The sequence below is a fragment of the Massilia sp. Root133 genome (genome assembly GCF_001426525.1).
Classification (GTDB): domain Bacteria; phylum Pseudomonadota; class Gammaproteobacteria; order Burkholderiales; family Burkholderiaceae_D; genus Telluria; species Telluria orientalis.
Window position 1 is genome coordinate 404195 of the sequence record NZ_LMEW01000035.1, and the last position, 24444, is coordinate 428638.

General features: G+C 65.5%; 20 protein-coding genes. 13 read left to right on the forward strand and 7 right to left on the reverse strand.

Annotated features, from left to right (window positions below):
- Positions 1-8 precede the first annotated feature (8 nt).
- The 5 genes from ASD28_RS28540 (at position 9) to ahpF (ending at position 5192) form a co-directional block, all read left to right on the forward strand.
- Entirely contained in the window at positions 9-836 is an 828-nt protein-coding gene (locus ASD28_RS28540) for a protein-glutamate O-methyltransferase CheR (RefSeq protein ID WP_056136670.1), read from the forward strand.
- Positions 833-1465, forward strand: coding sequence for a chemotaxis protein CheB (locus ASD28_RS28545; RefSeq protein ID WP_056136672.1), 633 nt, complete (start codon positions 833-835; stop codon positions 1463-1465). The genes ASD28_RS28540 and ASD28_RS28545 overlap by 4 nt, the downstream gene beginning before the upstream one ends.
- Entirely contained in the window at positions 1462-2679 is a 1218-nt protein-coding gene (locus ASD28_RS28550) for a hybrid sensor histidine kinase/response regulator (RefSeq protein WP_056136674.1), read from the forward strand. Before ASD28_RS28545 ends, ASD28_RS28550 begins: the two co-directional genes overlap by 4 nt.
- A 154-nt stretch (positions 2680-2833) precedes the next feature.
- On the forward strand, positions 2834-3397 hold the full coding sequence (ahpC, locus tag ASD28_RS28555) for an alkyl hydroperoxide reductase subunit C (protein ID WP_056136676.1): 564 nt from the start codon (positions 2834-2836) through the stop codon (positions 3395-3397).
- Positions 3398-3614: 217 nt separating this feature from the next.
- Positions 3615-5192 (forward strand): alkyl hydroperoxide reductase subunit F, encoded by a 1578-nt coding sequence (gene ahpF, locus ASD28_RS28560; protein WP_056136920.1) that lies wholly within the window; start codon positions 3615-3617, stop codon positions 5190-5192.
- Positions 5193-5276: 84 nt separating this feature from the next.
- On the opposite strand, the gene ASD28_RS28565 is transcribed toward ahpF, so the two are convergent.
- The 4 genes from ASD28_RS28565 to ASD28_RS28580 all read right to left on the reverse strand — a co-directional run bounded on the left by ASD28_RS28565 (position 5277) and on the right by ASD28_RS28580 (position 9528).
- Positions 5277-5894, reverse strand: coding sequence for an NF038129 family PEP-CTERM protein (locus ASD28_RS28565; protein WP_056136678.1), 618 nt, complete (start codon positions 5892-5894; stop codon positions 5277-5279).
- Between the two features lie 11 nt (positions 5895-5905).
- Positions 5906-7450, reverse strand: a complete 1545-nt coding sequence (locus ASD28_RS28570; RefSeq protein WP_082577191.1) for a glycoside hydrolase family 30 beta sandwich domain-containing protein — start codon at positions 7448-7450, stop codon at positions 5906-5908.
- Positions 7451-7481: 31 nt separating this feature from the next.
- Positions 7482-8708: a glycoside hydrolase family 30 beta sandwich domain-containing protein gene (locus ASD28_RS28575; protein WP_056136922.1), complete on the reverse strand. Its 1227-nt coding sequence runs from the start codon at positions 8706-8708 to the stop codon at positions 7482-7484.
- A gap of 373 nt (positions 8709-9081) precedes the next feature.
- On the reverse strand, positions 9082-9528 hold the full coding sequence (locus ASD28_RS28580; RefSeq protein WP_056136681.1) for a response regulator: 447 nt from the start codon (positions 9526-9528) through the stop codon (positions 9082-9084).
- Positions 9529-9965: 437 nt separating this feature from the next.
- Here ASD28_RS28580 and ASD28_RS28585 point away from each other — a divergent pair, with 437 nt between their 5' ends.
- The 6 genes from ASD28_RS28585 (at position 9966) to ASD28_RS28610 (ending at position 18662) form a co-directional block, all read left to right on the forward strand.
- Positions 9966-11678: an ATP-dependent DNA helicase RecQ gene (locus tag ASD28_RS28585; RefSeq protein ID WP_056136682.1), complete on the forward strand. Its 1713-nt coding sequence runs from the start codon at positions 9966-9968 to the stop codon at positions 11676-11678.
- Positions 11679-11697: 19 nt separating this feature from the next.
- Positions 11698-12738, forward strand: a complete 1041-nt coding sequence (locus ASD28_RS28590) for a ligase-associated DNA damage response exonuclease (protein WP_056136684.1) — start codon at positions 11698-11700, stop codon at positions 12736-12738.
- Positions 12731-14362: an ATP-dependent DNA ligase gene (locus tag ASD28_RS28595; RefSeq protein WP_056136686.1), complete on the forward strand. Its 1632-nt coding sequence runs from the start codon at positions 12731-12733 to the stop codon at positions 14360-14362. Before ASD28_RS28590 ends, ASD28_RS28595 begins: the two co-directional genes overlap by 8 nt.
- Positions 14359-16845 carry a ligase-associated DNA damage response DEXH box helicase gene (locus ASD28_RS28600; protein ID WP_056136688.1) on the forward strand — a complete coding sequence of 829 codons (2487 nt, stop codon included), beginning with the start codon at positions 14359-14361 and terminating at the stop codon, positions 16843-16845. Before ASD28_RS28595 ends, ASD28_RS28600 begins: the two co-directional genes overlap by 4 nt.
- Positions 16842-17492 carry a ligase-associated DNA damage response endonuclease PdeM gene (pdeM, locus tag ASD28_RS28605; protein ID WP_056136689.1) on the forward strand — a complete coding sequence of 217 codons (651 nt, stop codon included), beginning with the start codon at positions 16842-16844 and terminating at the stop codon, positions 17490-17492. Before ASD28_RS28600 ends, pdeM begins: the two co-directional genes overlap by 4 nt.
- A gap of 69 nt (positions 17493-17561) precedes the next feature.
- Positions 17562-18662 (forward strand): glycine zipper 2TM domain-containing protein, encoded by a 1101-nt coding sequence (locus ASD28_RS28610; RefSeq protein WP_082577192.1) that lies wholly within the window; start codon positions 17562-17564, stop codon positions 18660-18662.
- A gap of 85 nt (positions 18663-18747) precedes the next feature.
- Here ASD28_RS28610 and ASD28_RS28615 read toward each other — a convergent pair whose 3' ends face one another.
- The 3 genes from ASD28_RS28615 to ASD28_RS28625 all read right to left on the reverse strand — a co-directional run bounded on the left by ASD28_RS28615 (position 18748) and on the right by ASD28_RS28625 (position 21206).
- A complete protein-coding gene (locus tag ASD28_RS28615) occupies positions 18748-19542 on the reverse strand; it encodes a Crp/Fnr family transcriptional regulator (protein ID WP_056136692.1) in 795 nt (264 codons plus the stop codon).
- A gap of 419 nt (positions 19543-19961) precedes the next feature.
- Positions 19962-20606 (reverse strand): response regulator transcription factor, encoded by a 645-nt coding sequence (locus tag ASD28_RS28620; RefSeq protein ID WP_036232923.1) that lies wholly within the window; start codon positions 20604-20606, stop codon positions 19962-19964.
- A gap of 135 nt (positions 20607-20741) precedes the next feature.
- The gene (locus tag ASD28_RS28625) at positions 20742-21206 is read right to left on the reverse strand and encodes a universal stress protein (protein ID WP_056136694.1); all 465 of its coding nucleotides are present in this window, start codon (positions 21204-21206) and stop codon (positions 20742-20744) included.
- Between the two features lie 369 nt (positions 21207-21575).
- On the opposite strand from ASD28_RS28625, the gene ASD28_RS28630 reads away from it, so the two are divergent.
- Both ASD28_RS28630 and ASD28_RS28635 read left to right on the forward strand, forming a co-directional pair.
- On the forward strand, positions 21576-22448 hold the full coding sequence (locus tag ASD28_RS28630; protein ID WP_056136696.1) for a protein phosphatase CheZ: 873 nt from the start codon (positions 21576-21578) through the stop codon (positions 22446-22448).
- Positions 22448-24340: a chemotaxis protein CheA gene (locus ASD28_RS28635; protein WP_056136698.1), complete on the forward strand. Its 1893-nt coding sequence runs from the start codon at positions 22448-22450 to the stop codon at positions 24338-24340. The genes ASD28_RS28630 and ASD28_RS28635 overlap by 1 nt, the downstream gene beginning before the upstream one ends.
- Positions 24341-24444: the final 104 nt, after the last annotated feature.

The following is a 24444-nucleotide window of genomic DNA, read 5'->3' on the forward strand; positions in this document are numbered from 1 at the left end:
AAAAGACAATGCACAGCCTGCCAAGCGACGACATCGAGTTGCGGATGCTGGTCGAGGCTGTCTACCTCAAGTACAACTACGATTTCCGCGACTACACGGGCGCCTCGCAAAAGCGCCGCGTGCTTGCCGCGTTGCGCGCGATGGAATGCGAAACGATCTCGGCTTTGCAGGCGCGCGTCATGCACGACCCTGCCGCGTTCGCGCAGCTATTGCAGTTTTTGACCATCCCGGTGACGGAAATGTTCCGCGACCCGGATTATTATCTGGCTGTACGCCGGCTCGTCGTGCCGTTCCTGAAGACGTACCCGTCGCTGAACGTGTGGGTGGCCGGCTGCAGTACGGGCGAGGAAGTGGTTTCGCTCGCGATCCTGCTGCACGAGGAGGGCCTGCTGGAGCGCACGCAGATGTACGCGACCGACATCAATCCGGAGTCGCTGGAAGCGGCACGACGCGGCGTGATGCCGCTGGATAAGATGCGCGTGTACACGGAGAATTACCAGAAGGCGGGCGGCACGCGCGCGTTTTCCGATTACTACACGGCGGCCTATGGCGGCGCGCTGTTCGACCGCGCGCTCGTCGAGAACGTCACGTTCGCGGACCACAGCCTCGCCACGGACAGCGTGTTCGCGGAGACGCATTTCATCAGCTGCCGCAACGTGATGATCTACTTTAACCGGCGCCTGCAGGACCGGGTGCTGGGCCTGTTCCACGAATCGCTGTGCCACCGCGGCTTTCTCGGCCTCGGCAGCAAGGAAAGCATCGACTTTTCCACGTATGCCCGGCAATTCGAGCCGCTCGCGCGGCGGGAACGGGTGTTCCGCAAGGCGGCGCCATGAGCCCCGGCTTCGATCCCGGTCCGCAGGAAGGCGCGCTGCGCGCGGCACTGCGCGGACGGCGCTTCGAGGCCGTCGTGATCGGCGGCTCGGCCGGCGGCGTGGATGCGCTCGTCGCGCTGCTGCCCGCGATTCCGGCGGCCTATTCTTTGCCCGTGTTCTGCATCCTGCACATGCCAGGCGACCGCGAAAGCCGCCTGGCCGAGCTGTTCGACGAGCGCCTGCCCGTGCGCGTGAAGGAGGCGGCCGACAAGGAAGAGATCGTGCCCGGCACCGTGTACTTCGCCGCACCGGGCTACCATCTGTCCGTCGAACGCGACCGCACGTTCTCGATCAGTTGCGAGCCGCCCGTGCACTTCGCGCGGCCCGCGATCGACGTGCTGATGGAATCCAGCGCGGACGCCTACGGTCCGGCCCTGGCCGGCATCCTGCTCACGGGCGCGAACCACGACGGCGCCGACGGCATGGCCCACATCCGCGCGCGCGGCGGCTTCACCGTCGTGCAAGATCCCGCCGACGCCCAGGTGCCCACGATGCCCGTGACCGCCATCAACCGCTGCAAACCGAACCTGATACTGCCTCTGGCGCGCATCCACGCCTTGTTGCCCATGTTGGAGATGAATGAACCATGAGCGCACATGACCCCAGTAAATTGCTGATCGTCGACGACCTGCCGGAAAACCTGCGCGCCCTCGACGCGCTGATCCGCGACGAGCAGCGCCTCGTGTTCCAGGCCCAGTCCGGCGAGGAAGCCCTGTCCCTGATGCTCGAACACGAGTTCGCGCTGGCCATCCTCGACGTGCAGATGCCCGGCATGGACGGCTTCGAACTCGCCGAGCTGATGCGTTCCACCTCGCGCACCCGCAATATCCCGATCGTGTTCGTGTCCGCCGCCGGCCGCGAGCTGAACTATGCGTTCAAGGGCTACGAGACGGGCGCCGTCGATTTTCTCTATAAACCGCTGGACCCGGACGCCGTGCGCAGCAAGGTGCACGTGTTCGTCACGCTGGACCAGCAGCGGCGCGAGATGCAGCGCCAGATGGAAGCGCTGGAAGCGGCGCGGCGCGAGCAGGAGGTGCTGCTGGGCGAGCTGAACGCGACGCAGGCCGAGCTGCAGCGCTCGCTGCGCATGCGCGACGAATTCATGTCCCTCGTCGCGCACGAGCTGCGCACGCCACTCAACACGCTGTTCCTGGAAACCCAAATGCGCAGCCTGCAACTGAAGCGGGGCAATTTGCCGGCGTTCAATCCGGACCATATGAACAGCATGATCAAGCGCGACGAGCGCCAGATCAAGGCGATGATCCGCCTGATCGACGACATGCTGGACGTCTCGCGCATGAAGAGCGGGACGCTCTCCATCCGTCCCGCCAGGGTCGAACTGATGGCCTTGCTGGAGCGCGTGGTGAACGATTTGTCGTTGCAGGCCGCGGCAGCCGGCGCCAACGTCGTGCTGGCGCCGCATCACCCGGTCGAAGGATTCTGGGACGAATTCCGTATCGAACAGGTCGTCGTCAACCTGCTGACCAATGCGATGCGCTATGGCGGCGGCGGCGCGGTCGAGGTCAGTGTCCATGCTGAGGGTTGCAACGTCCGCATCGCCGTGCGCGACCACGGCAAGGGCATCGCGCCCGACTTCATCGAACGCATCTTCGAACCCTACGAGCGCGGCGCGAAAAGCGGCGAGCCGAAGGGCCTGGGCCTGGGCCTGTACATCTCGCGCCAGCTGGCCGTGTCGCATGGCGGCCAGTTGACGGCCGAGAGCACGCCGGGGCAGGGGGCGACGTTCAGCCTCGTCCTGCCGTGCACGGAAACGGCGTTGCAGCCGGCGGCCGCGCCTGCCTGATCCTTGTGCCGCCAATGCCCCCGATAGGCACACGCTATCCACGTCTGATAGCTAAAATTAATTGATAGAATCTGTTCAATCAATTTCACATGAATGGTGTGACAGGGTATAGTTCACACCTAAGCTTTTTTTAACCCCGAAAGAGGAGTACTGAATGTCCATCATCAACACCGAAATCAAGCCGTTCAAAGCAACCGCTTACCACGCAGGCAAGTTCATCGACCTGACCGAAGCCGATTTCAAAGGCACGTGGTCGGTCCTGATGTTCTACCCGGCGGACTTCACCTTCGTCTGCCCGACCGAACTGGAAGACCTGGCTGCTTTCCAGCCGGAATTCGAAAAGATGGGCGTCAAAGTCTACGGCGTGTCGACCGACACCCACTTCGCGCACAAGGCATGGCACGACACGTCGGACGCGATCAAGAAGGTCAACTACCCGCTGATCGGCGACCCGACCGGCCTGCTGTCGCGTAACTTCGAAGTCATGATCGAAGAAGAAGGCCTGGCCCTGCGCGGCACCTTTGTGATCAATCCGGAAGGCCAGATCAAGGTCATGGAAGTGCACGACAACGGCATCGGCCGCGACGCGTCGGAACTGATGCGCAAAGTGAAGGCAGCCCAGTACGTCGCATCGCACCCGGGCGAAGTCTGCCCGGCCAAGTGGACCGAAGGCGCCGAAACGCTGAAGCCGTCGCTGGACCTGGTCGGCAAGATCTAAGACCTGAAGCAGCAGCTGTAACACCGTAGTACCAGGCACCGGCCGCGAGGGGCGGCCGGTGCCTCCCCTCCCACGAGCCCAACCGGAATGGGCCCGCACGAATAACACAGGCGATCTCGCTAGTCGATCTGCCGGTCCAGATTCACTATTTAGATTATCGGATGCGTCCTCGATGGACCGCATCGGCCTGAACACGACTGAACGAAAGGATACGATCATGCTCGAACAAGAACTGAAAAACCAACTCGCCGGCTACCTGCAACGCGTCCAGCAACCGTTCGAGATCGTCGCCTCGCTCGACGACAGCGACACGTCGAAGCAGATGCTCGACCTGCTGCAGACGATCCAGGGCCTGCGCGCCGACAAGATCACGCTGCGCACGGACGGCAACGACGCCCGCAAGCCGTCGTTCACCCTGAAGCGCGTCGGTACCGACATGCACCTGCGCTTCGCCGGCCTGCCGCTGGGCCATGAATTCACGTCGCTCGTGCTGGCGCTGCTGTGGACGGGCGGCCATCCGCCGAAAGTCGAGGCCGAGACGATAGCCGCGATCAAGGCGCTGGACGGCGATTATGAATTCGAGATGTACATGTCGCTGACCTGCCATAACTGCCCGGACGTCGTGCAGGCGCTGTCGCTGATGGCGATCCTGAACCCGCGCGTGAAGACGACCGTGATCGAAGGTGGCGCGTTCCAGGCCGAAGTCGAGTCGCGTAAGGTGATGGCCGTGCCGATGGTATTCCTGAACGGCGAACTGTTCGGCTCGGGCCGCATGCTGATCGAAGAGATCGTCGCCAAGCTGGACAAGGGCGCCGGCGCCCGCGACGCCGCGAAACTGAACGCGAAGGATCCGTACGACGTGCTGATCGTCGGCGGCGGCCCGTCGGGTGCGGCAGCGGCAGTGTACGCGGCCCGCAAAGGCATCCGCACCGGCGTCGCGACGGAGCGCTTCGGCGGCCAGGTGAACGACACGATGTCGATCGAGAACTACATCTCGGTGCTGGAAACGGACGGCCCGAAATTTTCAAGCGCGCTGGAAGCGCAGGTGCGCCACTACGGCGTGGATATCATGACGCAGCAGATCGCGGCCAAGATCATTCCGCCGGCCGCGCCCGGTGAACTGGTCGAAGTGCAGTTCGAGAATGGCGGCTCGCTGAAGTCGAGCACCGTGATCCTGTCGACGGGTGCGCGCTGGAGGAACGTGAACGTGCCGGGCGAGCAGGAGTACAGGAACGCCGGCGTGAACTACTGCCCGCACTGCGACGGTCCGCTGTACAAGGGCAAGCGCGTGGCGGTCATCGGCGGCGGCAACTCGGGCGTGGAAGCGGCGATCGACCTGGCCGGTATCGTCGAGCATGTGACGCTGATCGAATTCGCGTCGCAGCTGAAGGCGGACGCGGTGCTCGTCAACAAGGTCGAGAGCCTGTCGAACGTGACGATCCACGTGAACGCGCAGACGACGGAAATCACTGGTGACGGCAGCAAGGTCAACGGCATCAAGTTCAAGGACCGCATCAGCGGCGAGGAACACCACGTGCCGCTGGCGGGCGTGTTCGTCCAGATCGGCCTCGTGCCGAACACCGAGTTCCTGAAGGGCACGGTGGAACTGTCGCGCTTCGGCGAGATCGTCGTGGACGCCCACGGCCGCACCAACATCCCGGGCGTGTTCGCCGCGGGCGATGCGACGACGACGCCGTTCAAGCAGATCGTCATCGCGGCGGGCGAGGGCGCAAAGGCGGCGCTGTCCGCGTTCGACTACCTGATCCGCATGCCGGTGGCCGTCGAAGCAGCGTAAGCGTGTAGCGTCACATCAAAGCCCGGACGGAAAACCGCCCGGGCTTTTTTGTTTCCAAAAACCGGGGTCAGAGCCCGGTTTTGATCAATTTCCCAAATTCGGGCTCTGACCCCGGTTCCGGCGCCGCAGCGCCAGGGCGGCCAGCACGCAGCCTGTCGCGAACACGGGCAGGCCGGCCGGCTCCGGCACCTTCGTGGCGGTCACGAACGCGGCGTCGGCCCAGACCGTGGCGGGTGCGCCCGGCATCAGGTCGATCGACGCGACGTTGCCCATCGTGCCCGGCACGTAGTTGTCGAGCGCCGCATTCACCAGGGCGATCCCGAAGCCGGTGCCGATCGTGCCGCCGGGCGCGATGTCGAACGCGGCGTCGAAGCCGAGCAGGCCGCCGAACGTCACCGCCTGCAGTAGTTCGTTGAATGTCTGCCCGTTGCCGAGCGTGACCGCGGTGCCGATGTCGCCGCCGACGTCGCCCGTCGGCAGCGCAGTGCCGCCGAACGCGCCCGTGAAATGGGTCAGCGTGGCCGTCGCCGGCGTCGCGCCAGCGAGGGCCGCGAACGTCAGGTCGAGATAGCCGGTGCCCGTCAGGTTCGTCGTGTCGACGGTGAAGTGATACATCGGCCCGGCGAACGCCGTGTTCGCGCCGCCGGCGAGGGCCAGCGCCAGCAGGGCGCGTGTGAAGAAGGAGGTCAGGTGCTTGATCATGGCGAAGTCTTTCAGAACGTGATGCCTTGGAGTTTCGGGGTGTAGGCGATGGCGCCTTTCGATGGGTTGCCGAACGTCGTCGTCACGGTGACGGTGGCGCCGGGCGCGAGCTGGTTCACGGGCAGCGCGATGTACGGGACGCCGTTCACGTCACCCTGTTTGTTGTCGAGCGTGACGCCGGGCGTCAGGCCTTCCAGCACGAGGCGCAGCGTCGATGCCGTGAGCGTCGCGCCCGTCGTATTCGTGAACGACACCGTGCCGCTGAACTGGCCCGTGAAGCGGTTCGCCGTCAGGCCGCCCTGCACGATCTTCACGCTGCCGGTGAGGTCGGCGACGGCCGGCTGGCTCACGAAGGTGCTGATGCTGGACGGTTCCAGGTCGGCGCTGGCGCCGCCCGCGATGACCGGGTAGTCGCCGGCGTAACTCTCGTTCGCGGCGGCCGACGTGACATAGCGCTGCAGGGTGCGGGGCGCGCCGCTGCCGAACGTCAGGTCGACGCGGCGCTGGGCCGTGCCGTTGTTGACCGCCACGACGACGACCTTGCCGTCGCCGCCCTTGTACGCGGTCACGTACACGTCCGGGTAGGGATTCTGCGTGGCGCCGATGCGCACGTAGCCAGGCCGCACGAATTTCGCGTACTGCGACATGATCCAGCCGCGCTTGCTGACGTTGCCGTCTTCCGTGATCAGCCCGTAGAACCGGCGGATGTACCACCACACGTACGCGCTGTAGTTCGCGGCCATGCTCCGGTGGACCTCGATCGCGACGGGCATCGCCTTCGCCCAGTCGTTGGCGTCCGACGTACTGTCCGTGTAGTGCTCCGTCATCCACACCTCCTTGCCCTTGGCGCGCGCGAGCGGGTAGTCACTGGGCGTCGTGCCGTACAGATGGCCCGCCACGATCGAGAGCTGGGCCGCCGCGCCGGCGTCGTTCAGGATCGGATCGGACAGCACCTTGCGCATGCCCAGCGATTCCGGCGCCATCAGCTTGAGGCCGGCGAAGCGCGGGCCCTGCGACTTGATGAAGTCGATGAACTGGGCCGACGTCCACGTGCAGCCTTCGTAGTCCGGATCCCAGTCCGGCTCGTTCTGCACGGAGATGCCGTACAGCTGGGCGCCGTTGGTGCGCATGTAGTCCGCGAAGCCCAGCAGGTGCGTGGCGTAGTCCGGGTAGTAGCTCGGGATCAGGCTGCCGTGCGCGATGGCGTTCGACGTCTTCATGTACGGCGGCGGCGTCCACGGCGTGGCGAACAGGGTGACGCCCTTGGCCTTCGCCAGCTTCGCCGTCGGCAGCTGCGTGGCCCACGCGGTGCTGGACGCGTCGATGCGCATCCGCATGATCGTCAGGCCGATCTGGCCCTGTCCCGTGCCGAACGCGGTGTCGACCTGCGCCGGCGTGAGGTCGGCGATCCAGCCCGCGCCGTTATGCCCGCCGAACCCGCGGATGACCTGGTAGGTCGTCGCGGGATCGATGGCGACCGTCTGCGCGACGGCCGCGGGGAGTGCGGACATCGCGAGCAAAGGCAGGCTCCATCGTAGTAAACGTTGTTTCAACATGACTCATCTCCTCCTGGTGGGTTTTATTGACTTACTGACTTACAAAAGTGTTGACGCTGCCGGGATCGATCCACGCGGTCGCGACCCCGCCCGTCACCGTGTACTGGCCCGCATAGCCCGTGTTGTCGGTCGACGTGGTGCGGTATTTCGTGAAGCCGGGGGCGGCGCTGCCGACCTGCAACTGCAGCTGGCGCTGCGACGTGCCGTTGTTGATGGCCACGACGACCAGCTTGCCGGCGGTGTTCTTGTAGGCGGTGACAAAGACGTCGGCATACGGTTTTTCCGTCGCGGCGACGCGCACGGAACCGGGGCGGACGTATTTCGCGAACTGCGCCATGATGTAGCCGCGCTTGCTGACGTTGCCGTCCTCCGTCAGCAGGCCGTAGGAGCGGCGGATGGTCCACCACACGTAGGCGCTGTAGTTGGCCACCATGCTGTTGTGCAGTTCCAGCGCCACCGGCATCGCCTTCGACCAGTCGTTGGCGCTGGACGTGCTGTCGGTGAAGTGCTCCGTCATCCACACCTCCTTGCCCTTCGCGCGGGCGAGGGAATAGTCGCTCGGGTTCACGCCGTACAGGTGGCCGCCGACGATGTCGAACTGCGGCGCGGCCGTCGCGCTGCCCAGGATGGGATCGGTGAGCGGCTTGTAGAAGGTGGCGGACTCGCCCGCGATCACCTTGTAGGTCCCGAAGCGCGACCCCTGGCTCGACAGGTAATCGATGAATTGCTGCGAGTTCCACAGGCAGCTTTCGTAGTCCGGGGCGAAGTCGGGTTCGTTCTGGATCGAGATGGCGTACAGCGCGGCGCCGCCGGCCTGCATCGTGCTCGCGAAGTTCAGCAGGTGCGTGGTGTAGTCGCCGTAGCGGCTCGGCAACAGGCTTCCCTGGACCAGGCTGTTGTTCGTCTTCATGTTCGCCGGCGGCGTCCACGGCGTCCCGAACAGGATGGCGCCCTTCGCCTTGGCGAGCTGCGCGGACGCCAGTTGCGTGGACCACTTGCTTGGGTCCGGATCGATGCGCAGGCGCATGATGGACAGGCCGATCTGACCCGTGCCGGTGCCGAACGCGGCGTCGACCTGGGCAGCGGTCAGCTCCGCCGCCCAGCCGGCGCCGCTGAAGCCGCCGAAGCCGCGCACGGTCTGGTACGTCGTGGCCGGGTTGATGGCGACCGTCTGCGCGGACGCGCCGGCGGCAAAGGCGGACAACAGGACGATCGCCGACGCGGCGCGGCGGGTGGTGCGCGAAAAAGCATGGGGCATGAACATCTCCGTGGTTCGGGTTGATTGCCGGGCGGGGGCGGCCCGGAGTTCACTGCGTGTGCTGCTTTTACTGCGGACCCGTGCCGGGATCGCCGGCGGGCAGGACGAGCGACGCCCGTGCCCGCTGTGAGGGCACAGGATCATCGTGAAAAAATGCGGACTGTCGGGGCGCGCGTTCAGCGCGGGGCGGGACGAGAGGGAGGACGCGGTCGGCGCTGCGGGATCAGGGTGTGCGGCATATCTCCTCCGATTATTGTTATTTACTGTTATTTCACAAAATTATGTTTGCGATAACATTTTATGGCAACTATCTTATGCCTCGGTGGATGCCTGATCAAACCAAAGATTGTTAGCAATAATTCACAAATTGTATTTATGCCAACCGGGTGGAGGCCATGTCGCGCGTGTGCCGGCGCCGCTGGCCGTCGCGCCGCTCCAAGTGGGGGCGAGAGGGGACCGGATGGGCGCCCGTACCGTCCAGCCCGAACTCCAGCGCATGGCGCAGCGCGCGCACGGTGACCGGTTTCGTGACGGTGGCGCTGAACGCGTGATACAGCGGCGGGAAGGGTTCGTCCTCGTCGAGCAGCAGGATCGTGGGGGTGTCGGGCGCAAGGCGGGAGAGTTCGCCGGGCAGCGAGCGCCGGTCGCCGGCGGCGTGCGCGCTGGAGGTGAGGATCACGTCGAAGTGCAGCGCCTGCATGGCGTTCAGCGTCGCCTGCGCCGTCGTCGTCTGGGCGACAACGTAGCCGAGCGACTTGAGCAGGGTGGCACTGTGGCGGCGTGCGGCCGCGTCATCGTCGTAAATCAGGGCGTACTTCATGATGAGTCCTCCTGGCTCAGGTATGGCGACCTCCTCATACTGTTCAACTGTCAATTTGTAACAAATGATACGGACGACAACGAGAGGATACGTGGCTTCTTCAGTGGTAAAACAGCGGCGCGAAGCCATTCAATGCATCGGTTTCGCACAGGAGCCACGTCGCCGCGCTCGTGAGCGCGAGCCAGGCTGCGGTAAAGGGAGCGGGCAGGAAGCGGACCATGATGAACCTCCGAATGCGGATTGCTGTCGTGTTGATGTTGATGTCATCTTAGAACGCGTTCTTTAGAGAAACTATCGGCTGGCAATCCGTCAACCTGTAGGAATAAACCTCGTCGCTCTGTCTGACCGCATGGGGTCGCTCGTGCATAGCCTCCTACGGTGGCTGTAGGTTGCGTCCTATGGTGTGTGGCCGTGCTCAGGCTTACATTGGCATCATCATGACCACACACGATCCCAAACTCCTCCACAAGGGTGTGCTCGCGGTACGCCGCAACACCATTCGCCGCCTGCTGCATACGGTGTTCGGCATCGAACACCTGCGCGACGGCCAGCAACGCGTGATCGACAGCGTCCTCGATGGCAGGGACACGCTGGCGATCATGCCGACCGGCAGCGGTAAATCGCTGTGCTACCAGATCCCCGCCCGCATCCTGGACGGCATGACGGTCGTCGTCTCGCCGCTGATCTCGCTGATGAAAGACCAGCTGGAAAAGCTCGGGGAACTCGGTATCCGCGCCGAGCAGGTCAACAGCAGCCTGTCGGCGGAAGAGGAGAGGAACGCATTGGCCGCGATCGCGGAGGGCCGCTGCGAGATCGTGTTCTGCACGCCCGAGCGCCTCGTCATGCCCGAATTCGTCGACGTGCTGAAGGCCGTGAACATCGCCCTCGTCGTCGTCGACGAAGCCCACTGCATCTCGCAATGGGGCCATGACTTCCGCCCGGCCTACCTCGAGATGGCCGGCGCGATCGAGGCGCTGGGCCGCCCGCCCGTGCTGGCGCTGACGGCCACCGCGACGGAAGACGTCGTTGACGACATCGGCCGCCAACTCAATCGCCCGCGGATGAACGTCATCAACACAGGCATCTACCGGCCGAACCTGCAGTACGCCGTCGTGCAGGTGACGAACCCGGACGAGAAACTGCAGGAGGCGCTGCGCCTCGTGCGCGAGACGGCAGGCACGGGCATCGTCTACGCAGCCACCGTCAAGATGGCCGAGGAGATGCACCAGGTGCTGCTGGACGCCGGCGAATCCGTCACGCTCTACCACGGCAAGCTGGCAGCCAGCGAGCGCAAGGCGAACCAGGACCTGTTCATGAACGACGAACGGCGCGTGATGGTGGCGACGAACGCGTTCGGGATGGGCATCGACAAGCCCGACACGCGCTTTGTCATCCACCTGCAGATCCCCGCGAACCTGGAAGCCTACTACCAGGAATCGGGCCGCGCGGGCCGCGACGGCCAGGACGCCAGCTGCACCCTGCTGTTCCTGCAGGACGACAAGCGCGTGCAGCAGTTCTTCCTCGTGAAACACTACCCGACGGCGGACGAGATCCGCGCCGTGTACGAGGCCGTGCACGCGCTCACGGAAAACGAGACGGCGACGCCGGATCGCGTGGATGACGTAGCCGGCGAGCTGGCGGGGCCGCACCTGAAGGTGTGTTTGAAACTGCTGAAGGATGCGAAGCTGCTGCGCCAGAACCGCAAGCTCGCGTACCTGCCCGGCAGCGCGTCGCCCGAGGATAAACTGTTCGCGGCGATGGCCGAGGTGTATCGCCAGAAGCAGGAGCGCGACAAGGAAGCGCTCGAACAGATGGTATCGTATGCCGTGAGCGGTTTCTGCCGCTGGAAGCTGCTGCTCGATTATTTCGGCGACGAGGTCGAAGGCTTCGAGAAGTGCTGCCGCTGCGACAACTGCCTGAACCCGCCGGCCGCCGTGCTGACGGAAGATATCGACATCCGCGACGACGAGTTCGACCGCGAACCGGACGCAGACGCGCCGGCCGGCCCCGCGTTCGACGCGGGCGCGCGCGTGACGGTGCCGAAGTATGGCGAAGGCGTCGTGCTGTCCGTGGCCGGGGACCAGGTCCACATCGAATTCCCGGACGGCGAGCAGCGCGCGTTCCTCGCCGATTTCGTGACGCCAGCGTAACAAGGAGGACGCCGAACGCATGGGCGACATGGTCATCGTAAGGAAGGAAGGCCTGTACTGTGTGCCGGGCCAGTTCTATATCGACCCGTGGCGGCCGGTCGACCGGGCCGTCATCACCCATGCCCACGGCGACCATGCGCGCTGGGGCCACAAGCACTACCTGGCCTCGCAGCAAAGTGTCGGCATCCTGAAGTCGCGCCTCGGCCAGGACATCAACATCGAGGGCCTCGAATACGGCGACAAGGTCGTCCACAACGGCGTGACGATCTCGCTGCACCCGGCGGGGCACGTGCTCGGCTCCGCCCAGGTCCGGATGGAGCACCAGGGCGAGATCTGGGTCGCGTCGGGCGACTACAAGGTCGAGCCGGACGCCACGTGCGCCCCGTTCGAGGCCGTGCGCTGCCACACCTTCATCACGGAATCCACGTTCGGCCTGCCGATCTACCGCTGGGACCCGCAGCAGGAAGTCTTCGACGACATCAACCGCTGGTGGCGCCGCAATGCCGATGAAGGCCGCACGAGCATCCTGTATGCCTATGCGTTCGGCAAGGCGCAGCGCCTGCTCTGTGGGTTGGACCCTTCTGTCGGGCCCATCGTCTGCCACGGCGCCGTCGAGCCTTTGAACCGCATCTACCGCGAGGGCGGCGTGGTCCTGCCGCACACGCAGCTCGTCAGCGAGACGGACAAGGCGGACCTGAAAAAGGCGCTCGTGCTGGCGCCGCCGTCCGCATCCGGCTCGCCGTGGACGCGCCGCTTCGGCGACTATTCCGACGCCTTCGCCAGCGGCTGGATGCTGCTGCGCGGGGCACGCCGGCGGCGCGGCGTCGACCGCGGTTTCGTGTTGTCCGACCACGCCGACTGGCCCGGCCTGCTGGACGCGATCCACGCCACCGGTGCGCAGCAGGTGATCGTCACGCACGGCTCGATTCCCGTGATGGTGCGCTGGCTGTGCCAGATCGGCCTCGATGCGAAAGCGTTCGACACGGAATACGGCGAGGAGGATGACGAAGCCGTGACGGCCACGCCGGGTGAGCCGGTGGAGGAGGCGAAGGATGCGTGAATTCGCCCGCCTGTACGCCGAACTCGACGAAACCACCGCCACCAACCGCAAGCTCGAGGCGCTGCAGAACTACTTTGCCAGCGCCGCCCCGGAAAACGCCGCCTGGGCCGTGTACTTCCTCGCGGGCGGCAAGCCGCGCCAGGCCGTGCCGAGTAAACTCATGCGCCAGTACGCCATCGAATACGCGGGCCTCGACGAGTGGCTGTTCGACGAATCGTATGCGGCCGTCGGCGACATGGCCGAGACCATCGCCCACATCCTGCCGCCGCCCAAGCGCCACAGCGATGTCGGCCTGGCCGTGTGGATGGAAGAGCGCATCGGCCCGTTGCGCGGTGCCGATCCGGGCACGATCCGGGAAGCGCTGTTCTCGTACTGGGACGAACTGACGTGGCGCGAACGCTTCCTGTTCGTGAAGCTGATCGGCGGCGGCTTTCGCGTGGGCGTGTCGAAGCTGCTCGTCACGCGCGCGCTGGCGTCCATCGCCGCGGTCGATTCGAAGCTGATCGCGCAGCGCCTGATGGGCTGGACGGATGGCCGTGTCAAGCCGACGGCGACGGGCTTCCTGCAACTGATCGCGGCGCAGACGGACAACGAGCACCAGCTGCGCGGCGGCCAGCCTTACCCCTTCTTCCTCGCCCACCAGCTGCAGGGCGAGCCTGCTGCGTTGGGCGACATGGGCGACTGGCAGGTCGAATGGAAGTACGACGGCATCCGCGCGCAACTCGTGCGGCGCGGCGGCCAGAACTACCTGTGGTCGCGCGGCGAGGACCTGATCACGGAGCGCTTCCCGGAGCTCGCGAGTCTATCCCTGCCGGAAGGCACCGTGATCGACGGCGAGGTACTGATCTGGACGACGGGCGATTCGCCGGCACCGTTCGCCGACCTGCAGAAGCGCATCGGCCGCAAGACGTTGTCCGCGAAACTGCTGGCCGAGCTGCCCGCGGTGCTGCTCGCGTACGACCTGCTGGAACTGGACGGTGTCGACACGCGCGCGCTGCCCCAGCACGAACGGCGCGCGCTGCTCGAGACGCTCGTCACGGGCGCGGCGCGACCGCAGCTGCGCATCTCGCCGCTCGTGACGGCTGACAGCTGGGACGATCTCGGCAAGCTGCGCGCGGAATCGCGGGCGCGCGGGGTCGAGGGGATGATGCTGAAAGCACGGAACGCGCAGTACGGCGTAGGCCGCACGAAGGACGTGGGCACGTGGTGGAAGTGGAAGATCGACCCGTACGCCGTCGACGCGGTGCTGATCTATGCGCAGGCGGGCAGCGGGCGGCGCGCGTCGCTGTACACGGATTACACGTTCGCCGTGTGGGATGGCGAGGGCGAGGCGCGCAAGCTCGTTCCGTTCGCGAAAGCATATTCCGGCCTCACGGATGCGGAAATCGCGCAGGTCGACAACATCATCCGCAAGACGACGGTGGAAAAATTCGGGCCCGTGCGGTCCGTGAAGCCGACGATGGTGTTCGAAATCGGCTTCGAAGGCATCGCGCTGTCCACGCGTCACAAGGCGGGCATCGCCGTGCGCTTTCCCCGCATCCTGCGGCGGCGCGACGACAAGCCCGTCGACGAGGCGGATACGCTCGATACGTTGAAAGGCCTGCTGGGAGCCGTCACGCCATGACCAGGACCCAGGCGGAAGCGGCCGTCGACGCGTGGTTCGCATCGCGCGGCTGGAAGATCTTTCCGTTCCAGCGCGCGGTGTGGAAGGCCGCGTTGGCGGGCGAATCGGGCCTGCTGCATGCGAACACGGGTGCCGGCAAGACGTACGCCGTGTGGTTCGCGGCGCTGCTGCGTGGCGCGAATCGTACCCGGCGCGCAAACACGGGCCTGCGCGTGCTGTGGATCACGCCGATGCGCGCGCTGGCGGCGGACACGCAGCGGTCGCTGGAAGTGGCGGCGGCCGAACTGGGCGCCGCGAGCCCGGACGTCATCGGCACGTGGTCGATCGGCGCGCGCACGGGCGACACGGGCGCGGCCGAGCGCGCGCGCCAGTCCAAGTCGCTGCCCGGTGCGCTGATCACGACACCGGAAAGCCTGTCGCTGCTGCTGTCGCACGCGGCCGCGCGCGACCAGTTCAGGCACCTGGACATGATCATCATCGACGAGTGGCATGAGCTGATGGGGAGCAAGCGCGGCGTGCAGGTGCAGCTCGCGCTGGCGCGGCTGCGGCGCTGGAATCCCGGTCTCGTCGTCTGGGGCCTGTCCGCGACGATGGGCAATCTCGCCGAAGCGCGCGGCGTGCTGCTGGGCGATCCGGAAGCCGGCGTGCTCGTCGAAGGCGACCTGAAAAAACAGATCGTCGTCGACTGCCTCGTGCCCCAGGGCGTGGCGCGCTTTCCGTGGGCAGGCCACCTGGGCCTGCAGATGCTGCAGCCGGTGATCGACGAGATCGAGCAGCACGCCGCGACGCTGGTCTTCACGAACACGCGCTCGCAGTCGGAGTTGTGGTACCAGAACATCATCGAGGCACGCCCGGACTGGGCCGGCCTCGTCGCGCTGCATCACGGCTCGCTCGACCGCGAGGTGCGCGAATGGGTCGAGACGGGCCTCAAGCGCGGCGACCTGAAAGCCGTCGTGTGCACGGCGAGCCTGGACCTGGGCGTCGATTTTTTACCCGTCGAGCGCGTGCTGCAGGTCGGCAGCGCGAAAGGCATCGCGCGCCTGCTGCAGCGCGCGGGGCGCAGCGGCCACGCGCCGGGGCGCATCTCGCGCGTGACGCTCGTGCCGACGAACAGCCTGGAATTGCTGGAAGCGGCGGGCGCCAAGCGCGCCGTCGCCACGCGCCGCATCGAGGCCAGACAAGTGCCGAACAAGCCGTTCGACGTGCTCGTGCAGCACCTCGTCACCGTCGCGCTGGGCGGCGGATTCCGTTCCGAAGCGTTTTACGAGGAAGTGAAAAGCGCGTGGTCGTACCGCCACCTCACGCCGGAAGAATGGCAGTGGGCGCTGGATTTCGTCGCGCGCGGCGGCCAGAGCCTGACGGTCTATCCGGAGTACAAGCGCGTGCTGCCGGACGAGGAGGGCGTCTACCGCGTGCCCGACGTGAAGATCGGCCGGCGCCACCGCATGGGGATCGGCACCATCGTGTCGGACGCGCAGATGCAGGTGAAGTACGTGAGCGGCGGCCGCATCGGCAGCGTGGAGGAATCGTTCATCGGGCGCATGAAGCCGGGCGACCACTTCCTGTTCTCCGGCCGCATCCTGGAACTCGTGCGCGTGCACGAGATGACGGCGTACGTGAAGCGCTCGGAATCGACGCGCGGCGCCGTCAGCCGCTGGCAGGGCACCAAGATGCCGCTGTCGTCCGAGCTCGCGCACGCGGCGCTCGAAGAACTGAAACTCGCCGGGGAGGGCATCTACGACGGGCCGGAAATGCGCGCGCTGCAGCCGCTGCTGGAGATCCAGGCCCGCTGGTCGGCGCTGCCCGACAGCGACGTGCTCGTCGTGGAAAGCATGAAGAGCCGCGAGGGCTATCACCTGTTCGTGTACCCGTTCGCGGGACGCGCCGTGCACACGGGGCTCGCATCGCTGTTCGCGTACCGCGTCGGGCGCGTCATGCCGAGCACCTTTTCCATCGCCGTCAACGATTACGGGTTCGAGCTGCTGGCGCCCGAAGCCGTCGACTGGGCGACCGTGTTCGCTGCGGAGACGGGCACCGACGTCGGCCTGTTCGACACGTCGCACCTGCTCGAGGACGTGCTGGACAGCCTGAACGCGACGCAGTTGTCGCAGCAGCGCTTCCGCGAAGTGGCGCGCATCGCGGGGCTCATCTTCCAGGGGTATCCGGGCCAGCACAAATCCATGCGCCAGGTGCAGGCGTCGTCATCGCTGTTCTTCGAAGTCTTCCGCAAGCACGACAGTGGCAACCTGCTGCTCACGCAGGCCGAGCGCGAAGTGCTGGAGCAGGAACTGGAGCTCACGCGGCTGCGCGACACGCTCGTCGAACTGCACGCGCGCCGTATCGCCTTCCGCGAGGTGAAGCGCGCCACGCCGTTCGGTTTTCCGCTGATGGTCGAGCGCTTCCGCGAAAAGGTCAGCACGGAAAAGCTGGCGGACCGCGTCGCGCGCATGGTGCGGGAACTGGAAAAGGCGGCCGGGGCATGACCAGTGTCACGGTCGACGCCGCCGGCGAGCAGCTCGTGCTGCTGCCGCAGAAAGCCGTATACTGGCCGCGCGAAAAACTGCTGGCCATCGCCGACATCCACTTCGGCAAGGCGGCCGCGTTCCGCTCGTTCGGCATCCCCGTGCCGCGCGGGACGACGACGGAAAACCTCGACGCCCTCGACGCCCTCATCGACGCGACGGGCGCGAACCACGTGCTGTTCCTCGGCGACTTCCTGCATGCGCGCGCGGCGCACGCGGCGGGCACGCAGGCCGCGCTGCTCGCATGGCGCCGGCGGCGCTGCGACCTCGTGCTGACGCTCGTGCGCGGCAACCACGACAAGCATGCGGGCGACCCGGCCGACGCGCTCGGCATCGACCTCGTCGACGAGCCGTACACGGTGGGCCCGCTGTCGTTCTGCCACCACCCGGACCTGGACGCGCCCGGTTATGTGCTGGCGGGGCACGTGCATCCAGTGTATGTCTTGGCGACACGTTTCGATGCCCTGCGGCTGCCGTGCTTCGTCCTAGGCCCGCGTCGGATGATCCTGCCGTCTTTCGGATCTTTTACCGGCGGACACGCCATCCGTCCGGAGGAAGGCGATCGCATTTTTATTACCTCCGGGGAAGCCGTGCACAGCGTTCGCTAACGCACCGAGCCCGTCCAGTGCGCGGCGTAAGCTGGTCTTATCGACAACAAGACGAAGTCGGAGGACCCCATGGCAAAAACCCGACAGACATTGGCCGCAGCCGTCGTGGCTGCGCTGCCTCTGCTCTCGATGACCGTGACGACGCCCGTGCAAGCGCAGGATCATCCGCGCGCAGCCAGGCTGGCACCCCGCATCGATGGTTTCAACGTGGACGAAGTGCGGCGCCTGGAACCGGGCACCGAGCTGAACTTCGACCTGTACGGCACGCCGGGCGGCTATGCCACCCTGCGCATCGATGGCGCCACGCGCAACCTGACCCTGCAGGAAACGTCGCCGGGCACCTACCAGGGCACGTACACGATCGGCAGGCACGACCGCATCAACCCCGGCAGCGCCGTCACCGCGAACCTGCGCGTGAACGACATGGTCACGACGCGCCTGCTGGCCGAATCGATCGTGCGCGGACCGGGCCGTGACGACCGCAGCGACCGCACCGCGGCCAACATGCCGCACGTGGACCGCTTCGACGTACGCGGCAGCGACGACCTCGGGCCGGGCAACGAATTGAAATTCACCGTGCGCGGCACGCCGGGCGCGAAGGTCGAGGTGCAGATCGCCGGTTCGCGCGGCATCTTCTTCCTGCCGGAAGTGCGGCCGGGCGAGTACAGCGGCCTGTACACGATCCGCCGCGACGACCGTATCGCACCGGATGCGGCCGTCACGGCCACGATTCGCGACCATGGCCGTTATTCGACGGCCACGCTGGGACAACCGCTGATGGCGGGCGGCAACGGCCAGGGCCTCAATCCGAATAACCAGCCGCGCGTGGCGCGTTACTGCACGAATTGCGCGACGGTGGAAGCCGTCAACGTCGTGCAGGTCAGCGGCGACGGCAGCTACCTGGGCACCGGTGCCGGCGCCGTCGTGGGCGGCCTGCTGGGCAACCAGGTCGGCAGCGGCAGCGGACGCACGGCGGCCACCGTCGCGGGCGCCGTCGGCGGCGCGATCGCGGGCCGCGAGATCGAACGCAATGCCAATGCGCGGCAGCGCTTCGAAGTCGTCGTGCGCTACGCCAACGGTGCCACGCAGACGATCCCGTACGAAAACAATCCGGGCTTCCGCGTGGGCGACCGCGTGAAGGTCAGCGATGGCGTGCTGATCCGCGACTGATGCGCGACTGATCTGTCCGTCCCAGAAAACAGAAAGCCGGCTTCCGCGAGGAACCGGCTTTTCTCGTTTTGACGCGGGAAGCGGTTCAGACCGTGGCCAGGACCTGGCCGTCGCCTGCGCTGTCCGCTTCGGCCTTGAGCTTGGCGTTCTGCTTGGCGCGCGAGCGCGACGGCGGCAGGCGGCGCAGCGTCTTGAGGGCTTCCGGATCCTTGATGCCGATGGTGCGCTGGTCGACGGTGATCAGGCCGATCTCGTTAAAGGCGGACAAGGTGCGGCTGACCGTCTCGAGCGTCAGGCCGAGATAGCTGCCGATCTCGTGGCGCGTCATGCGCAGGTTGAACAGTTTGCTCGAATACCCCATCGCGGCGAAACGTTCCGCCAGCGAGATCAGGAAACGGGCCACGCGCGCTTCGGCCGACAGGGCGCCGAGCATGCCGATCATGGCCTGTTCGCGCACCAGTTCGCGGCTCATCACGCCATACATCAGGTTCTCGAGCTCGGCATGCACGCGACCGAGCGCGGTGAGCTTCTTGAACGGCACGAGGATCAGGTCGCAGTCGGACAGGGCGACGGCTTCCGACGCGTAATGGCGCGTGTGAATGCCGTCGACGCCGAGCATGTCGCCCTTCATCGGGAAGCTGAGCACCTGTTCGTTGCCGAATTCGTCGATCAGCACGGTTTTCAGGAAACCGGAGTTGACGATGTACAGGGTGTCGAAAGCCTGGCCGATCGTGTGCACGCGCTGTCCTGTCTTGAACTGTACGTGCTGGAACAGCAATTCCTCGGTGTTCATCGAGACGGCGGCCGGGATGTGGAGCAGGTCGCAGACCTCTTTCAGGTTCGACCAGAGGCGGCCCTGGCGTTGGCGTCCGGCTTCCATCTGTGACGAGTGCAGGGTCGACGGGGAGGCGTTACGTTGTTCTGAAGTTAGCTGGGACTGCATACTCATCTCCAGGTTTAGGATTTCAAAGAACCAAGCTGCGGTCCGGTGGTGCCAGTGCGGTATCGGAGCCACAGAGCTGACTGGATACGGATATGGACCGCAGGCAAGTCGAAACGCTGAAGTCAGTATGCCAACACGAGTCCGGCATTAATATCAGCAACGGCTGAATGTGTAGTAGGAGGGAGCGTCAGCTTGTAGGAATTTTCTTACTGCCAAGCTGCCGATGGAGGGGGAGTCACGAGTGAGGCGCGTGTAGGATTACGCGAGCGGGCGGCGGGCCCTGCATGGCCGGAAAGCGCCGGGGCAGGGCACGAAAAGTGTCGCTTGAATGTCAAATCTGTTTCGTGCGTAGCCGTTCAGGCTTTCATCGGCGCAAGCAGCCGATGCGCCACCGCGTACTGGACCATTTCGGACAGCGAGGTCATGCCCATTTTCTGCATGATGCGGGTCTTGTGGGTACTGACGGTCTTGACGGACAAATGCAGGTTGTTGGCGATCTCCGTGATCGATTTGCCGCCCACGAGGAGCGAGAATACCTCGAATTCGCGATCCGAGAGCTGCTTGTGCAGCAGCTGTTCGTTCGGCGCCATGATGTTCAGCGCCAGCTGCTCGGCCACTTCCGTGCTGATGTACGGGCGGCCGGAGGCCACCTTGCGGATCGCCCCGACGAGCTGCGTGCCGGCACTTTCCTTGGTGAGATAGCCCTGGGCGCCTGCCCGGATGGCGCGCACGGCGTACTGCTCTTCCTCGTGCATCGTCAGGATCAGGATGGCGAGCTTGGGCGCTTCGCTGCGCACCTGGCGGATCAGGTCGACGCCGCTGCGGCCCGGCATGGACAGGTCCAGCAGCAGCAGGTCGAAGCCGCCCTGGCGTACCAGCGACAGCACTTCGAAGCCGTTGATGGCTTCGCCGACGATCTCGATGTCGAGCGCGCCGTCGAGGATACGCTTGAGGCCCTCGCGCATGATCGTGTGGTCGTCGGCGATGACAATGCGAATCATAAGATGTCCCTTGGGGATCAATTGTAAAATGAAGGTAAAAAGATATCACAGCAGCAACACTGACGTTGCTTTTTTTCGGACAACGCCTGCTGTCCGATGGCGCGCCGCGGAGCCGCGGTTACTTCGGTAGGCGCGTCAGGTGCCGGGCTCCCGGATCAGGCGGTGCACCAGCACGGGCTTGGTCGTATGGGACAGCACCTTGTTGGTCACGCTACCTAGCAGCAACTGTCCCCAGCCGCTGCGGCCGTGCGACCCCATGAAGATCAGGTCGCAGTGTTGCTGTTCCGCCACGTCCACGATCTTCAGCGCCGCCGCGTCGGAAAACGCCGTCATGCAGGCGTGCTTCAGGCCGCAGCCTTCCGCCGCACGCATGATGGAGCCCATGTACTCCTCGCCGAGGCGCTTCATCTGCTGGACGTACTCCTCTTCGCTGGGGTAAGCGGGCGGCACGATCTCGACATACACGGGGTACTGGTACTCGGGCGCGACGAACAGGGCGAGCACTTCGGCCCCCATCTGTCGCGCGAATTTGACGCCGGCACAGGCGGTATGCTGCGATACCGAGGAGCCGTCGGTGGTGATCAGAATTTTCTGGTACATGGTGAGTCCTCCCTCACGTCACGCTACCTTCTCATTGTAGTTCGCGTTTACCCTCTTGGCGGAATGTAAATGCTTGATCTTGCTCAGGGATGTGCTCGGCATTCGGCGCCCAAATACCGGATGTCACAAATGCCTCCGCGATAAAAAAATACAACACATGCTTTGTGAAAATATTCAGAAAATCCTGTAAAAGATTGTCGACAGGCCAAGATTACTCACCAATCGGCAACTCCGGCATTTCAGAAGATTTACCTACGGCAACCACGCTGATACACTCGTCGGGAATTTGTACCGTCAGCGTAATGACGGCAGCCGTACCGCACACAGCAAAGATGATCGCGACATTTAAATTATGGAGAAGCAGGGACTATGACCGACGCCGCTGACGATTTCGACGCATTATTCGAGGAAGTGGCAGCGCAGCGTGCCAGCGCACCCGCTGCCGCTCTGACGCCGGCGCCCGCGCCCGAGCCCGCCGCCGGCGGCGACAGCGGCGATACCGACGACCTGGAGGCCCTGTTCGACCAGGTCGCGGCCACCAGCGCGCCGGCCCCGGCCGTCGTGCCTGCTCCGGCCGCTCCGGCCGCTGCCGCCCCGGCCGAGGGCGGCGAGGAAGAACACAAGGGGATGTACGAGCGCCTCGGCGGCATCGTGCGCCTGCTGCACGACTCGCTGCGCGAGCTGGGCTACGACAAGGCCCTGACCGAGGCGTCGTCCCAGATCGTGGACGCCCAGGACCGCCTGGAATACGTCGCCACCCTGACCGAACAGGCCGCCAACAAGGTGCTGAACACCCTGGACGACGGCATGCCGGCCCAGGACCTGCTGTCCAAGCAGGCCAAGGACATGGAAAACCGCTGGGACGACCTGTTCGCCGGCAAGCTCTCGATCGAGCAGTTCAAGGCCCTGGCCGGCGATTCGAAGCAGTTCGCCCAGCTCGTGTCGGAAGCGACCGAAGCCGAGAAGGCGCGCCTGCTCGAGATCATGATGGCGCAGGACTTCCAGGACATCACCGGCCAGCTGATCAAGAAAGTGGTCGTGATCACCAAGACGGTCGAGAACGAGCTGACCCAGCTGCTGAAGGACAGCGCACCGCCCGACGTGAAAGAAAAACTGGCGCAGAAACAGGCCGCACAGGAACAGCCGCAGCCGCCGCAGCAACTGATGTCGGGTCCGTCGGTGCCGTCCGCGGCGCTCGACCAGGACAGTGTCGATGACCTTCTTGCCGATCTGGGATTCTAATGGATGAAATGCTCAAGGATTTCGTCGTCGAGGCGATGGATCTTGCAGCGAATGTCGAAGAGCATCTGCTGCACCTCGAACGCGATCCCGACAACAAGGAAACGCTGAACGCGGTCTTCCGCTCGTTCCACACGATCAAGGGTGGCGCGGGTTTCATGGGGTTGCCGGCGCTCGTCGCCGCCTGCCACCTGACGGAAAACCTGTTCGACGCGCTGCGCACCGGCGCCGCCCCTGTCACGCCGGGCGCGATCGAAGCGTCGCTGCAGGCGTCGGGCTTCGTGGCCGACCAGCTCAATGACCTGAACAACGGCGCCACGCCGGACCAGCTGCCGCAGATGCCGGCCGATCTCGAGCGCATGCTCAAGGACGCCATCGCCGGCACGGACGCCGCGCCCGCGCCGAAGGCCGCGCCCGCGCCCGTGAAGGCTGCTCCGGTCGCGGTCGCGGTCGCACCGGCACCGGCCGCGCCGGGCGCCGACGGTCTCGATTGGGAAGCGATGTACATGGCGGTCGTCCCGGCCGGCACGTACACCCCGGCCGAGGCGCCTGCCGTCGCGCCGGGCACCGCCGTCGAGGCAGTGGCTGCACCCGCGGCTGCCGCGCCGCTGGAAGCCGCGGCAGCGGCTGCACCCGCCGCCGCGTCCGGCAAGCCGGGCTGGGACGGCGTCGAGCGCCGCAACGAGAACAAGCCCGCCAGCACCGGTCCCGCGAAGGACGAGAGCATCCGTATCGACGCGGTCAAGCTGGACGCCCTGCTGGAAGTGGCCGGCGAATCCGTGCAGGCCGCGAACCAGGCGGCCGTGCTGCTGGAGCGCCTGTCGCAGTTCAAGTTCGAAGGCCAGGCCGCCACCTTGATGGCCACGCTGACGGAGACGCTGGAGCGCGCGTCGCGCTACTCGGCCGAACTGCAGCGCGCCACGCTGGCGACCCGCATGCAGCCGGTGGGCCGCCTGTTCCAGAAATTCCCGCGCCTCGTACGCGAGCTGGCGAAGGACCTGGGCAAGGACGTCGAGCTGACCATCGAAGGCGCCGAGACGGAAGTCGACCGCGTCGTCGTGGACAGCCTGTACGACCCGCTCGTGCACATGCTGCGCAACGCGCTGGACCACGGCGTCGAGTCGCCGGAAGACCGCGTCGCCAACGGCAAGCCCGCGAAGGCCTACATCCTGCTGAAGGCGTGGCAGGAAGCGAACAGCGTCATGATCGTGCTGCAGGACGACGGCCGCGGCATGGATCCGGCCAAGCTGCGCAAGAAGGCGATGGAGAAGGGTCTCATTTCCGAGAACCAGGCGACGAGCGACGACGAGGCGTACCAGCTGGTGTTCCTGCCGGGCTTCTCGACCAAGGAAGTGGCGTCGTCGGTCTCGGGCCGCGGCGTGGGCATGGACGTGGTCAAGACGGCCGTCGAGAAGAACCGCGGCGCGATCCGCATCGATTCGAACCTGGGTACCGGTACGAAGTTCTCGATCCGCCTGCCGATCGAACTGTCGATCGTGCCGACCATGCTCGTGTCGACGTCGGGCGCGCAGCTGGCCCTGCCGATGGCCGTGGTCGAGCGCGTCGTCGAACTGCCGGAGACCTTCATGCAGGTCGGCGGCGCCCCGGTGCTGAAGGACCAGGGCCGTCCGCTGCCGGTGCGTTCGCTGGCGCTGTCGCTCGGCTACGAGGCGTGCGTCGAGCGCGTGGGCATCGTCATCAACGCCCCGCAGCCGTACATCATCGCGGTGGAAGCCGTCGACGGCACGGCCGACCTGGTGATCAAGCCGATGACGGCGCTGAACGTCGAAGGCATCACGGGTACGGCGCGCTCGGCGGAAGGTTCGCTCGTGCTGGTCGTCGGCCTGTCGTTCCTGATGGACGGTTGCCGCACTACCGTGAGGTTGGCCGCGTAAAAAGACGTTGCAGCATTTTTGCCACAAAGCTACGAAAAGCCTGCGCAGGAAATGCGCAGGCTTTTTTTATTTGTGTGTCTGCAAATGGGCCCGAACAAAATTTT

Coding starts and splice junctions, on each gene's coding strand:
- ASD28_RS28565 (WP_056136678.1), bottom strand. CDS start 5,894: ATGATCAAGCACCTGACCTCCTTCTTCACACGCGCCCTGCTGGCGCTG.
- ASD28_RS28610 (WP_082577192.1), top strand. CDS start 17,562: ATGGCAAAAACCCGACAGACATTGGCCGCAGCCGTCGTGGCTGCGCTG.
- ASD28_RS28620 (WP_036232923.1), bottom strand. CDS start 20,606: ATGATTCGCATTGTCATCGCCGACGACCACACGATCATGCGCGAGGGC.
- ASD28_RS28615 (WP_056136692.1), bottom strand. CDS start 19,542: ATGGAAGCCGGACGCCAACGCCAGGGCCGCCTCTGGTCGAACCTGAAA.
- ASD28_RS28590 (WP_056136684.1), top strand. CDS start 11,698: ATGGGCGACATGGTCATCGTAAGGAAGGAAGGCCTGTACTGTGTGCCG.
- ASD28_RS28545 (WP_056136672.1), top strand. CDS start 833: ATGAGCCCCGGCTTCGATCCCGGTCCGCAGGAAGGCGCGCTGCGCGCG.
- ahpC (WP_056136676.1), top strand. CDS start 2,834: ATGTCCATCATCAACACCGAAATCAAGCCGTTCAAAGCAACCGCTTAC.
- ASD28_RS28595 (WP_056136686.1), top strand. CDS start 12,731: ATGCGTGAATTCGCCCGCCTGTACGCCGAACTCGACGAAACCACCGCC.
- ASD28_RS28540 (WP_056136670.1), top strand. CDS start 9: ATGCACAGCCTGCCAAGCGACGACATCGAGTTGCGGATGCTGGTCGAG.
- ASD28_RS28550 (WP_056136674.1), top strand. CDS start 1,462: ATGAGCGCACATGACCCCAGTAAATTGCTGATCGTCGACGACCTGCCG.
- ASD28_RS28575 (WP_056136922.1), bottom strand. CDS start 8,708: ATGCCCCATGCTTTTTCGCGCACCACCCGCCGCGCCGCGTCGGCGATC.
- ASD28_RS28635 (WP_056136698.1), top strand. CDS start 22,448: ATGGATGAAATGCTCAAGGATTTCGTCGTCGAGGCGATGGATCTTGCA.
- ASD28_RS28585 (WP_056136682.1), top strand. CDS start 9,966: ATGACCACACACGATCCCAAACTCCTCCACAAGGGTGTGCTCGCGGTA.
- ASD28_RS28600 (WP_056136688.1), top strand. CDS start 14,359: ATGACCAGGACCCAGGCGGAAGCGGCCGTCGACGCGTGGTTCGCATCG.
- ASD28_RS28630 (WP_056136696.1), top strand. CDS start 21,576: ATGACCGACGCCGCTGACGATTTCGACGCATTATTCGAGGAAGTGGCA.
- ahpF (WP_056136920.1), top strand. CDS start 3,615: ATGCTCGAACAAGAACTGAAAAACCAACTCGCCGGCTACCTGCAACGC.
- ASD28_RS28570 (WP_082577191.1), bottom strand. CDS start 7,450: ATGTTGAAACAACGTTTACTACGATGGAGCCTGCCTTTGCTCGCGATG.
- ASD28_RS28580 (WP_056136681.1), bottom strand. CDS start 9,528: ATGAAGTACGCCCTGATTTACGACGATGACGCGGCCGCACGCCGCCAC.
- ASD28_RS28625 (WP_056136694.1), bottom strand. CDS start 21,206: ATGTACCAGAAAATTCTGATCACCACCGACGGCTCCTCGGTATCGCAG.
- pdeM (WP_056136689.1), top strand. CDS start 16,842: ATGACCAGTGTCACGGTCGACGCCGCCGGCGAGCAGCTCGTGCTGCTG.